This is a genomic window from Paenibacillus jiangxiensis (genome assembly GCF_046098255.1).
In the GTDB taxonomy this organism is placed as follows: domain Bacteria; phylum Bacillota; class Bacilli; order Paenibacillales; family Paenibacillaceae; genus Paenibacillus; species Paenibacillus jiagnxiensis.
This window is the reverse complement of the sequence record NZ_JBJURI010000063.1, coordinates 1-9,595: the sequence shown is the minus strand read 5'-3', so window position 1 is coordinate 9,595 and position 9,595 is coordinate 1. Positions and strand designations below refer to the sequence as shown.

13 protein-coding genes are annotated in these 9,595 nt (G+C 46.2%); 4 read left to right on the top strand and 9 right to left on the bottom strand.

Features of this window, described 5'->3' with window-relative positions; all coding sequences use genetic code 11:
- Positions 1 to 446, bottom strand: a 446-nt coding sequence (locus ACI1P2_RS31235; RefSeq protein WP_355327651.1) for an RNA-guided endonuclease InsQ/TnpB family protein, incomplete at its 3' end; no start/stop codon positions are given.
- Between the two features lie 306 nt (positions 447 to 752).
- Between ACI1P2_RS31235 and ACI1P2_RS31230 the strand changes: the two genes are divergently transcribed.
- The gene (locus ACI1P2_RS31230) at positions 753 to 926 is read left to right on the top strand and encodes an Arc family DNA-binding protein (RefSeq protein ID WP_355327648.1); all 174 of its coding nucleotides are present in this window, start codon (positions 753 to 755) and stop codon (positions 924 to 926) included.
- A gap of 390 nt (positions 927 to 1,316) precedes the next feature.
- Positions 1,317 to 1,925, top strand: a complete 609-nt coding sequence (locus tag ACI1P2_RS31225; protein ID WP_355327645.1) for a hypothetical protein — start codon at positions 1,317 to 1,319, stop codon at positions 1,923 to 1,925.
- A 160-nt stretch (positions 1,926 to 2,085) separates the two neighbouring features.
- Here ACI1P2_RS31225 and ACI1P2_RS31220 read toward each other — a convergent pair whose 3' ends face one another.
- The 5 genes from ACI1P2_RS31220 to hemG all read right to left on the bottom strand — a co-directional run bounded on the left by ACI1P2_RS31220 (position 2,086) and on the right by hemG (position 6,991).
- Positions 2,086 to 2,580 carry a DUF6933 domain-containing protein gene (locus ACI1P2_RS31220; RefSeq protein ID WP_355327642.1) on the bottom strand — a complete coding sequence of 165 codons (495 nt, stop codon included), beginning with the start codon at positions 2,578 to 2,580 and terminating at the stop codon, positions 2,086 to 2,088.
- A 29-nt stretch (positions 2,581 to 2,609) separates the two neighbouring features.
- Positions 2,610 to 3,317 (bottom strand): DsbA family oxidoreductase, encoded by a 708-nt coding sequence (locus ACI1P2_RS31215; protein WP_355327639.1) that lies wholly within the window; start codon positions 3,315 to 3,317, stop codon positions 2,610 to 2,612.
- 73 nt (positions 3,318 to 3,390) lie between these two features.
- Complete coding sequence (locus ACI1P2_RS31210; protein ID WP_355327636.1) at positions 3,391 to 4,827, bottom strand: MDR family MFS transporter; 1,437 nt, start codon at positions 4,825 to 4,827, stop codon at positions 3,391 to 3,393.
- Positions 4,828 to 4,936: 109 nt separating this feature from the next.
- The gene (locus ACI1P2_RS31205) at positions 4,937 to 5,425 is read right to left on the bottom strand and encodes an RrF2 family transcriptional regulator (RefSeq protein WP_355327633.1); all 489 of its coding nucleotides are present in this window, start codon (positions 5,423 to 5,425) and stop codon (positions 4,937 to 4,939) included.
- A gap of 174 nt (positions 5,426 to 5,599) precedes the next feature.
- Positions 5,600 to 6,991: a protoporphyrinogen oxidase gene (gene hemG, locus ACI1P2_RS31200; RefSeq protein ID WP_355327630.1), complete on the bottom strand. Its 1,392-nt coding sequence runs from the start codon at positions 6,989 to 6,991 to the stop codon at positions 5,600 to 5,602.
- Between the two features lie 225 nt (positions 6,992 to 7,216).
- On the opposite strand from hemG, the gene ACI1P2_RS31195 reads away from it, so the two are divergent.
- Both ACI1P2_RS31195 and ACI1P2_RS31190 read left to right on the top strand, forming a co-directional pair.
- Positions 7,217 to 7,852, top strand: a complete 636-nt coding sequence (locus tag ACI1P2_RS31195) for an NAD(P)-dependent oxidoreductase (RefSeq protein WP_355327627.1) — start codon at positions 7,217 to 7,219, stop codon at positions 7,850 to 7,852.
- Between the two features lie 184 nt (positions 7,853 to 8,036).
- Positions 8,037 to 8,474 (top strand): Rrf2 family transcriptional regulator, encoded by a 438-nt coding sequence (locus ACI1P2_RS31190; RefSeq protein WP_355327624.1) that lies wholly within the window; start codon positions 8,037 to 8,039, stop codon positions 8,472 to 8,474.
- A 38-nt stretch (positions 8,475 to 8,512) separates the two neighbouring features.
- Here the strand turns inward: ACI1P2_RS31190 and ACI1P2_RS31185 are convergent, their stop codons facing one another.
- The 3 genes from ACI1P2_RS31185 to ACI1P2_RS31175 all read right to left on the bottom strand — a co-directional run.
- Positions 8,513 to 8,896 (bottom strand): ASCH domain-containing protein, encoded by a 384-nt coding sequence (locus ACI1P2_RS31185; protein WP_408976396.1) that lies wholly within the window; start codon positions 8,894 to 8,896, stop codon positions 8,513 to 8,515.
- Between the two features lie 207 nt (positions 8,897 to 9,103).
- Positions 9,104 to 9,337, bottom strand: a complete 234-nt coding sequence (locus tag ACI1P2_RS31180) for a hypothetical protein (protein WP_355327619.1) — start codon at positions 9,335 to 9,337, stop codon at positions 9,104 to 9,106.
- A gap of 182 nt (positions 9,338 to 9,519) precedes the next feature.
- Positions 9,520 to 9,595 (bottom strand): IS3 family transposase (locus tag ACI1P2_RS31175; protein ID WP_355324935.1); only part of this gene is annotated, 76 nt, incomplete at its 5' end.

The window sequence follows — 9,595 nt, the reverse complement described above, 5'->3', positions numbered from 1 at the left end:
TGGGTCACATTTGCCCGGTCGAACGGACGATGTGTACGCAGGCGGACAAAGCCGATTTTGGACAGATAGACGTATCCTTCCCGGGCGAAGGTCTTGCTTACCGCACCAGGCTGAGGGTACGTAAAGGAGAGATATCGGTCGGATGACTTATAGTGAGGAAAGCCCGCATCGCCGCGAAAGAACCGCTGATAGGCATGATCCAAACGCCGCAGGCAATCTTGCAGCACTTGCGAATGAACTTTTTTATATTCGGGAAATTCCTTCTTGAAGGCGGGCAATTCATTCTGCTGCATGGCGTAGGTGACGGTTTTGCCCTCTTGGTTGTAAACGGTATCCCGTTGCTCCTTCGCCCGATTGTACAACTTCCGGCACAAGATCAACGTTCGAATCATGCGTTTTTCCTGTTCGGGTGTCGGGTAGAGGCGAAATTGATACGTGATTTGCACGATGGGTCACCGCCTTAATGAGAACGTATATTCCCATCATATCACACAAACATTCGACTAGGAAAGCGCGCGCCTCATACAATAGACAAGTGCATTTAGGCTTCGCCTAACCGAGATTCATCCCCTACCTGTAGAGGAAGGGGACTTCTCACGGAAAGCTGTTAAATCCCCTCCAATTAGTGATGTCACCTCGAAATCACCTAACACTTCCATTCTATGGTGATTCCATAGTGATGTCAATATGAATGTATTCTTGGTGATTTCTCAGTGATAATATAGTGATATCACCTAAAAGGAGAGACAATTGTGGCAACTAATAAAAGGGTCTTTACTTTACGATTAGAGGATACGAACTTTCAAAAAATAAAATTTATTGCAGACAAAAATAAACGTTCCATTGCTATGCAAATTGAATATCTAATTGAGCAGCATATTCATGATTACGAGAAGAAAAATGGCCCTATTCCTGCAGATGATTAGTTTAATCCTTTAGTATCAATCTGTGTGCTGCACCGGTTTCAGATAACGTCCTTGTATTCACGACGTGACCCAACCTTAAATAGCTCTTATCTTAGGTTGGGCCATTTGTTGTCACCGTACACCAATCAAGTTTTTTCATCCTGATTGAGTATGCTATTCTTCACCTGACTTACCTTAATTTATTCAATTCCTTTACTACATCATCCTCTAGCTCTTTGCGCGTTCAAGCAACATTGCCGAAGACGAAAATAGCACATTGGAATCAATTTTTTTAATAAATTCCTTGTTTTGGATTTTACACATGTTTATGACTGGGAGTTTCGACATTCGCGTGTTAGAGTTCCTAAGTGCACTTGTAACATCCATAGAGAAAAAGGGGAAGATTGTTAAATGAAGAAAAATGCAATTGTATTGGCAGCTTTAACGCTCATGCTGTCAGGCTCTATTGTATTCCCTGCCGTGTCTTCGGCAGCAGAGGCGGTCGCCACGCCTGAATCCTCCAGCACAAACAACGTACCTAGTGAAGAAACGGTTCCCGCAGATGAAACGGTCAGCGATGAGGGATCATACGAGGACCTGGATCCTGTGCTTGTGCAGGAGTATATGGAGTACTTGGACTATTGGGATCAGTTGGACCAGCTCGATGTTTATGAAGATAAAGCGGTAGATGGGTATAACAATGCGCCCGGACTTACCAACGCTACCCGCAAGCAGATCTTTCTTGTCCTGAACAACACTGTTATTCCTAACTATACCAAATACGTTTCAGGACTTAAACAAATTCAACCTTCCAACTCGGAGCTTGCAGCGATTCACCAAAAGCTTGTCCGCGGCTCTTACCTGCAGCTTGAAGATATGATGCTTTACAAAAAAGCGGTGTCCAAAACGAAAATCAACTGGTCTGTGTATTATCAATCTAATGCCAAAAATGCTGCAGGCAAAAAGCTGCTTGAGCAGGCTGAAGCAGAGCTGATTAAATACGAGGCCAGATTCGAATGATTTAAACCTCTAATTTCACAGCTTCAAATATCTAGCAAAAAAGAACCGGGTATACCGATTCTTTTTTGCTAGAATAATAACTAACTTAATTCTCTCTCAAAAAGTCATATACGCAATTCTAATGTTTTCAATTCCGTCCTATTCCTCCATACCTCTCTCTTCATAATACGTAGCTTTCTTCCAGCGCTTTTTTAAACACTTCAATGGGATACTTGTATTTTATAGCTTTATAGATGAATCGATTATTCCATTGATTTCTTTCTATTCCTTCTACAAATTCTCGCTCTATGATTTTCATCGTATAGATTATTTCATTTAATGTTCCTATCACACTTCGATTATTCGTAGTTGAAATAATCATACCCTCATTCTCTTCAATGTACCTGCTGATTATTTTTTCTTCGATTTCCTCACTCCTTAAATAATTTCTTAGTTCATTGACGAATAACTCTTCTACATTTTTTAATTGTGCCTTTTTAACTCCCACGATCGTTAAACTTAACCTGGATAAGTCATTCATAAATACGATTGTTTTTCGTCTATTTAAAGTAAACACATTGGCGTGCCATGTATTTAACGGAACAGATATATCTGTTTTTTGTACTTTACTATCCATTTCTTTTAGCAGTTTTTGTGTTGCTCTTATAATGAACATTATTATTCTCCTTTAGTGATTCAGGCCAATTACACATTGCAACTCCCGTCGGTACAGCTATGATCACCTTCTGATTGATTCTCTACTTCTGATGTTAGGGGTTTGCTTTCTTTTTCCCAAATCGTGTTTAGAATATTTAAAAAAACTTCCTCTGACTGAGCTCCTAAAATCAAATATTCGTTATTAAAGACAAATGCCGGCAAGCTTGAAATCGTTAGCTTTCTGGCTGCGGCGATGTCTGCCTTGACCGCATCTTTATAAGCATCGGAACTTAACATATCGGCCACTTCCTGTTCGTTAAGCCCGGCCTCTTTGCCCAAGGAAACAAGCACGTTGTGATCGGCAATATTTAAGGATTGGGAGAGATAGGCGTGAAAGATTCGTTCGGTTAACTCCGTTCCTTTGCCCGACTTCGCTGCAAAATGCACCAGACGATGCGCATCAAATGTATTGGATATCACTATGGGATCGTAATTAGCGCTCAGTCCCGTTTCGTTTTTAATCATTTCCGCCACCTGTGCCTGCTTGGCTTTCAACTGCTCGACAGTCATGCTCTTTTCAAGAGCAAGCTGCTGGAGACTTAATGTTCTGTTCTCCGCATGAGGGTCGAGTTGGAAGCTGCGGTATACCATTTCAATTTGATCCCGATTTGCAAATTTGTCAAGCGCATGCTCAAGTTTTGTTTTTCCGATCACGCAAAAGGGACATCCGAAATCTGACCATACATCTATTCTCATTGTCTATTCCTCCAATAATAAAATGTTCATGCGATTCTTGTTGATTTGTATGATGCTCTGCGCCAATGGCGGATCACTCTGCTTCCTGCTGTCCCTGCTCTGGCGCTTTTTCTTTACGGAGGAAGAGACCGAGCACAAGCGCAACGAGTGCGATGATCACGCCGAACCAAAAAGCGTTGTTAATACCTGCTGCCAGCCCCTTGGTGATTTCAACGGAAGACGCCGGATCACTCACGTTACTCAAATACTGCTTCTGTCCGCCCGACATAATACTAATGTAGAGGGCAATACCGATAGCGCCGGATACCTGCTGCAGCGTATTCAGGATTGCTGTCCCGTGTGGGTGCAGATGACGAGGCAACTGGTTAAGCCCCGCTGTCTGTACAGGCATCATCACTAACGCGCTGCCAACCATCAGCGTAATGTGTGCCGCGATAAGAAATCCGGTCGTTGTCGTTTCTCCAAACCTGGTAAATAACCACAACGAAACGACGGCAATAACAAGTCCTGGAATGACAAGCACTCGAGGCCCGAATTTATCAAAAAGCTTGCCTGAGATTGGCGCCATAAGCCCATTCAGAATTCCCCCAGGCAACAGAACCATACCTGATTTGAAGGCGGTCATCATCAACACACCTTGCATAAACATAGGAAGCATGATGGCGGATGAGAAGAACGTCATCAAAAGCACAAACATCAGTACGGCTACAAGCGCAAATACGGGATACCTGAACGCCCGCAAATCCATGACAGGTTCTTTAAGCAACAATTGCCGCCAGATGAACAGAACCAGGGCAACGCCCCCTGCAGCAATCGTCCAAATTACCAACGGCTGTGACCAGCCTTGTTCACCTGCACTGCTGAACCCATAGACAATTCCGCCAAAGCCGATGGTCGACAACACAATGGAAAGGATATCTACTCGCGGTTTGGTCACTTCCGACACATTCTTCAGGACAGCGGCCCCTACAATTATGGAGAGCAGCGCAAACGGCAACACCAGGTAGAACAGCCAGCGCCACGAAAGCCCATCAACAATCAAGCCCGAAAGCGTCGGGCCGATCGCCGGCGCGAACATGACGACGAGTCCTAACATCCCCATGGCGCCTCCTCTTTTTTCCGGTGGATAGATGGTCATAATAATGTTCATAATCAGAGGCAACAGCATACCGGTGCCAATTGCTTGAATAATTCGCCCTGTCAGCAGCACGCCGAATGCCGGTGATACCGCCGAAATAAACGTACCAGCGAAGAACAGACTCATTGCCGACAGAAACATTTGCCGGGTTGTAAACCATTGCTGCAATACCGCTGTCACCGGAACAAGTACGCCAACCACAAGCAAATACGCGGTGGTAAGCCACTGAACCGTTGTCGCAGATGCATCAAACGACTTCATGAGTTCGGGGAAAGCATTTCCCATTAGCGTTTCATTCAAAGCGGCCACAAACATACCGACGATTAGCGCCATCATAATCGGACCACGCTTCAAGTTATTTAAATCGATCATAAAGTTTCTCCTCCAAGCTTATCTATAGATAAGGAACCGTTAAGTTTTCATTCCTCAAACAAGTATATAAACGATCTATTATATCTATAATAAGAGCGCAAAAAGTGTATTACTTCTTGTTTGTTCTCTGCTTGCAACGTTTGAAGGCCTCATCCAGTACCGCCTGTATCGTATGTTCATGCAAGTATTGATACAATTGCTGTTCCGCGCCATTCATCACTCTCTCAACCAAACATTCATTTTTTTTCGATCGGCTCTCGTCCCGCAGCTCATCACTCTCCTGTTCTGCTAACAGCCGATGCTGCAGCGAGCTCGAAATCGAACATTCGAATAGCCGCTGCCTTCCTTCAATCACTTGAATCACATCAAGAAACGTAATCTGTTCAGCTGGCCTGGCAAGTTCATAACCGCCGTTCACTCCAGGTACGGCACGAACGAGTCCATCCTGTCTCAGCTTTGACATGATTTTGGACAAGTAGCTTTCAGAAACGCCAAGCGCTGAGGATAATTCCTTAATCCCGACATTATGGCAGCGCTCCGAGAGTCCCAATTGAATTAAAGCGTGCAGGGCATAATCCGTACTTTTGGAGAACTGCAAACGAACTCCCCCCTTTCTCTAAATAATATATTGTAGATCCACAATATCCATAATAAGTGATTTGTTTTGGGATTGCAAGAAGAAACTGATTGGACCGATGTTCGGCCCAAACGGCCTCCTCCGTGCAACCCGACAGGCAAAGTGCTTCGACTGAAAAAAATTGCTGTACTACATTCAGGCATCCGTTAATGCATCTATAATTTTTTGCCCCGTTTGCTTCCCGTTCTCAATACAATCCGGAATGCCGACCCCGTAATAAGAGCAGCCCGCGAGAATAACGCCGGGATGGCTTGCTACCAGCTTGTTCTCCAGCGACCGGACAATATCCGGATGCCCGAGATGGTAGTTCGGGATGGAATCCCGCCATTTCGTTACCTCGCAGGTCACGGGGCTGTCCGTAATGCCAATGCTTTTCTCGACATCGCTGACGGCCACGTTCATCAGCTCTTCCTCTGTCAGCTGCTGCAGCTTGTCAAAATGCGGATTGGAGCTCTTGTAGAACATCCGGATCAGGAGCCGCTGCTGTGCAGAGGTATGCTCCCATTTGCGGCTTGTCCAGGTGCTGGCATCACACACGAGACCGCTGCCCTGAGCGGCAATAAAGCCTGTGCCGTCCTCCGGCAGCAGCTCATCCGGGACATCATAGCCGAGATACACGCTGATCAGCGACCGACTGCTCAGCCTGTCGAAATCATCGTTCAGCGCTTTATCCTGCAGCAGCGAACGCGCGGAGGTGTGCACCGTGCCCAGAACGACAAAGTCCGCTTCCAGCATACGTCCACCCGCTAAGGCCACTTCATAACGTCCGCCTGCATTTTTTACACTAAGGGCCTGTGTGTCCTTCAAAATTTCCACATCATTCAGACGGGCTTCTAACCTGTCGATCAGATCGGAAACTCCATGATGGAATGAAATAAACTTGCGGCCGTCTCCTCGCAGGAACCTGTCTCTGTTCTCGCCAAGGCCCTTCATGATGCTGCCGTAATTATTTTTGTATTCCAGCAGAAACGGAAAGGTAGAAGCTATCGTCAGATTGTCCAGCTCGCCTGAATATACACCGGAGATGACCGGCGAAATCTGTTTACGTACAAGCTCCTCACCCAGAAAATGCTCCAGAAACGCACCCAGGGAGTCATTCTCCGTGAACGTCTCATTCGGAGTGTAATAATCCTGGAGCGCGGCTACCTTGCCCTCCGCCGAGATCAGCTCGCTTTCAGCCAGCGCCTGCAGATTGACGGGGATGCCGAACACTGCCTCCGCAGGGAGCTTTTTCAGTTTTCCGTCCGAATAAATAAAGGATCTGCCTGTTGCATTGTATACAATCTCCCCGGCCAATCCCAGCTCTTCCATCAATCCCGGGTCATTTTTACGGGCCACAATGGAATCCGCGCCAGTCTCCATAATAAAACCGTCCTGGCGAACTGTTCTGATTTTGCCGCCAAGCGTCTCGTCCGCTTCCACAAGGACAAGCTTCAGCTGCAGATTCTGCTCATTCATGGCCTTTTGCAAAGTATACATGGCCGTCAGGCCTGTAATTCCGCCACCTATCACCACGACAGTTTTCAAATGTGAGCACCTCAATATGAGAAATTAAGTCTACAAAAAAGTATAACACAAGCTTCACACACGTTTCTGATACAAAAATCATTATCTTGAATGATCACCAAAAAAAATTCTTCGTCTCTTCAGGAAATACTGTTGACATGTCCATACCTTGTAACTATTATAGTTACATGAAATCACTACACGAGTGATGAGTCAAACCATTCAAACCCCGGGAGGTTAACGAACATGAAAATTGCAGTAATTGGAGCCAGCGGTAAAGCCGGAAGCCTGATCGTTAAAGAGGCGGCGGACAGAGGCCATGAAGTGACAGCCATCGTCAGGGACGCATCGAAGGTAAGTGGAACGGCAGTCCTTGAAAAGGATGTTTTCAGCCTGACAGCAGACGATCTTAAAACTTTTGATGTCGTCGTAAATGCGTTCGGAGCGCCTCCTGGCCAGGAGTATCTGCATGTAGAAGCAGGGCGCGCGCTGATCAGCGCCTTGAAGGGAGCTCCGCAAACCCGCCTGATCGTCGTTGGCGGAGCAGGCACCCTGTATGTGGATGAAGCCAAAACCGTCCGCCTGGTCGATACACCGGATTTTCCAAAACAATTTTTCCCTACAGCCTCCAACCAGGGGCAAAATCTGCAGGATCTGCAGAGCTCAAGCGGCATTCAGTGGACCTTTATCAGCCCTGCGGCCTTCTTTGACGCCAAAGGCACAAGAACGGGAGCATACCAGACGGGCCAAGACAACCTGTTCTTCAACGCGAAAGGCGATAGCTACATCAGCTATGCGGACTTTGCCATCGCCGTCGTGGATGAGGCCGAGCAGGCCAATCATGTGAATGAGCGCTTTGCCGTAGTGGGAGAAAAGAATTGAGATAGCGATTAGTTGCTGCATAGGGCAGCTAGCCCTCTTCCGGGACACGGTTCGTTCTGCCAGGTTCCGCGTATGAAGAGGGCTTTTGCTTCCCGCCCAGGATAAATATAGGTGCTATATAGGAACCGAAACTATGGTAAAATAGCCATACTGCATTATTTTTCACGAAAGGAAGCTGTAAACAATGATCAGTACCCGTTTTGCCGTAGCCATCCATATTCTCTCCCTGCTGGAGTACAATAAAACGGGTGTAAATACATCCGAATTTATAGCAAGCAGCGTGAACACCAACCCGGTGGTCATCCGCCGCATCATCGGCATGCTAAACAAGGCCGGACTCGTGGAGGTCAAAGCCGGCGTAGCCGGGGCCAAGCTGCTGCACAGCATTGACGACATCACCCTGCTCGACGTGTACCGTGCAGTCAATGTCGTGGAGGAAGATGCGCTCTTCTCCGTGCATGAAACGCCGAATCCGGATTGCCCTGTCGGGCGTAATATCCAGTCCTCGATCGTACCCGTGTTCTCCAATGCGCAAAGAGCCATGGAAGAGGAACTTCGGCATGTCAAGCTGAGCGAGGTCGTGTATGATATATCGGCCAAGGAAGAGGCCCATACCAAATAACGCCCCTTCTCCTTACGGAGAGGAGCGTTATTTTTGTGTTAAGCTTGCACAAGCTCGAACAATTCCACAATCAGGACCGTATCATCATTCAGCTCCATGCCTGCCTCGGTCAAATTCTGCCACGCCAACCGGTGGTCCGCCTGAAATTGTGCGACATCGTCACCGTTTCCTTCCCCGCGCACAAGCCGTGGATCCGGATTGCCAAACGTCGTTTCAAACACCTCAATCAGTTTTACATTGCAGCACGGCTGGTCATGCTTATCATATACCGTGACGATGTGCCCGGCCGGCTCATAGGTTTGCCGCAGCTCCTCGGGGGAATATTCCTGCTTCGGAGCACAGGTGGCCGTCTTCTCTCCTCTAATAATCTGCTGAATCAGCATTTCTCCCAGACCGTTATCATTTTCCCATCCAAAAACCATTTTGAATGGCTGTATTGGAATCGATGACATCAAAATCCCTTCCTTTTGTAAAAGTCCTATCAAGTCTTTTGAAAAATCTGTGACCTTCTCCTTGGTTACAGTGCATGCGTGCCCTAATCCACATTAAGGCATACCAAATAACAAGAACCAGTTCACTACTATATTTTTAGGCAACAAAGCTCATGTGCTTCTTCAGATTTACAATATCTATTTAATAATAGGGTATATGATGTAGCTAACAAGCAGACCCAAAATAAAAGCAAGCGAGACATTAAGCCATTTGGGTCGCCCCTCTGAATCCGAATCCAAAATACCGGCGATACAAACTAAGATAAATACGCCAATTTTCCATGGTGTATTAAAATAAGGGTTAGCTAAGCCCGCTGCAAAAGCCACAACACGCAACAGCGTGCTCCAGAAAAAAGAAAGTTTGAAAAACAATTCTTAAACCACCTTTCTAACAGGAATCATATATCAACGGAAAATAAGCGTTTGATCTAGCAGTAAATCATTCCTCTTTAAATAAATACCATGAAAAGTGATAGGTACCGAAGTACCATTGAAATAATCACTTGAATTGAACTGCACCCCGTCAAGTTGACAGTACAAAAAATAAAAGATTACTAAGCGGCCTTGGTTCTGAATTCAATGGGACTGAGGCCGTTTAGTTTTGCCTGCAACCGTTCATTATTGTAAAAG

Coding starts and splice junctions, on each gene's coding strand:
- ACI1P2_RS31220 (WP_355327642.1), bottom strand. CDS start 2,580: ATGTTCATTATAAGAGCAACACAAAAACTGCTAAAAGAAATGGATAGT.
- ACI1P2_RS31185 (WP_408976396.1), bottom strand. CDS start 8,896: ATGGTTTTTGGATGGGAAAATGATAACGGTCTGGGAGAAATGCTGATT.
- ACI1P2_RS31225 (WP_355327645.1), top strand. CDS start 1,317: ATGAAGAAAAATGCAATTGTATTGGCAGCTTTAACGCTCATGCTGTCA.
- ACI1P2_RS31195 (WP_355327627.1), top strand. CDS start 7,217: ATGAAAATTGCAGTAATTGGAGCCAGCGGTAAAGCCGGAAGCCTGATC.
- ACI1P2_RS31190 (WP_355327624.1), top strand. CDS start 8,037: ATGATCAGTACCCGTTTTGCCGTAGCCATCCATATTCTCTCCCTGCTG.
- ACI1P2_RS31215 (WP_355327639.1), bottom strand. CDS start 3,317: ATGAGAATAGATGTATGGTCAGATTTCGGATGTCCCTTTTGCGTGATC.
- ACI1P2_RS31210 (WP_355327636.1), bottom strand. CDS start 4,827: ATGATCGATTTAAATAACTTGAAGCGTGGTCCGATTATGATGGCGCTA.